The organism is Acinetobacter sp. YH01024 (genome assembly GCF_013420195.1).
GTDB classification, from domain to species: domain Bacteria; phylum Pseudomonadota; class Gammaproteobacteria; order Pseudomonadales; family Moraxellaceae; genus Acinetobacter; species Acinetobacter amyesii.
The window spans coordinates 1-1,410 of the sequence record NZ_VOYQ01000103.1 but is presented as its reverse complement, the minus strand read 5'-3'; the positions used below and the strand labels follow the sequence as shown (position 1 = coordinate 1,410).

Genomic DNA, 1,410 nt, shown 5'->3' with positions numbered 1-1,410 from the left:
ATTACCCGTCAAATTGATTTTGCAGGCCTAGAAACCGAACAAGTTTATAACGAGCAAGATCAGCTGATTAAAATTGTACAGCCGAATGGCGGCATCATCCGTTTTGCCTATGATGAAGCAGGAAATTTGACGGAAACTAAAGATCCAGAAGGTCATATTTGGAAAAAAGAATACGATGCAGACGGTAATGTAACGAAGGAAATTAATCCTTTAGGTTATAGCACGCAATATAAATACAACAACGATAATCACGTTGTAGAAATCATTGATGCCAAAGGCGGCTCTAAAAAAATTCAATACAATGATTTGGGGCAAATGACCGCATATAGCGATTGTTCAGGTAAAGAAAGCGCATGGGAATATGATGAAGAAGGCGCACTGACGGCCCAGCAGTCTGCTGATGCACAGCAAGTCAAATATATCTACAGCACAGATGGCAAAGACAAAGGCCAGCTTAAAGCAATTGTCTACCCTGATGGTTTAAAAGAACAATTTGAGCATGATGAAGAAGGGCGCTTGCTCAAGCATACGGATACCAAAGGTTTAAGCACGCAGTACCGTTATAATGCTGCGGGTTTGCTCGAACAGCGTATAGATGCGAACCGTCATCAAATTGGCTACCAATGGGATCAGCAAGGCCGTATTCAAAAGCTGATCAATCAAAACCATGCAGAATATTTATTTGAATATAACCGTTATGGTCAATTGGCACGTGAACAGGCCTTCGACGGCGAAGAAAAATATTATAGCTACAATGAAAACGGTCAGCTGTTCCAAATCCGTCAGCCGAATGTGTTTACTCAATTTGCATATTTTGCTGATGGTGCAATCGCTTCAAAAACTTATACCCATGTACAAACTCGTGTAAGTCAAACAGAAGAATTTGAATACAACCTGAATCATCAGTTGAGTAAGGCGACGAATAAAGACAGTCAAATCGATTTTTATCGCAACGCGCTTGGCCAATTGGTTCGTGAGCATCAGCATTATAAAGTGCCGCATTTAACGCCGCTGACGGCTGTGCTGCGTTATGAATATGATGTGCTGGGAAATTTAACTCAAACGATTCGCCCTGATGGACAGGTTCAAAGCAATTTGAGTTATGGTTCAGGTCATATCTATGGAATCGCATTTAATAAACAAGATATGGCGGCGTTTCAACGTGATGACTTGCACCGCGAAACCACTCGTATGCTGGCGAATGGCTTAATTCAGACTAAAAATTATAATGATGTAGGTTTACTCACTTCGCAAATCATTCGACCAGAACAGGAAACCGTCGGTCGCACACAGCATCAAGCAGAACGACATTATCAATATGATCAAAATTATTTGCTCACCCAAGTAGATGACAGCCGATTAGGTAAGCTGACGTATCAGTATGATGCAATTGGCCGTTTAACACAGAGT

1 pseudogene is annotated in these 1,410 nt (G+C 41.3%); it reads left to right on the top strand.

The window, feature by feature from the left end:
• Positions 1-1,410: pseudogene (locus FTT88_RS17050) on the top strand (RHS repeat protein); the annotation flags it as partial.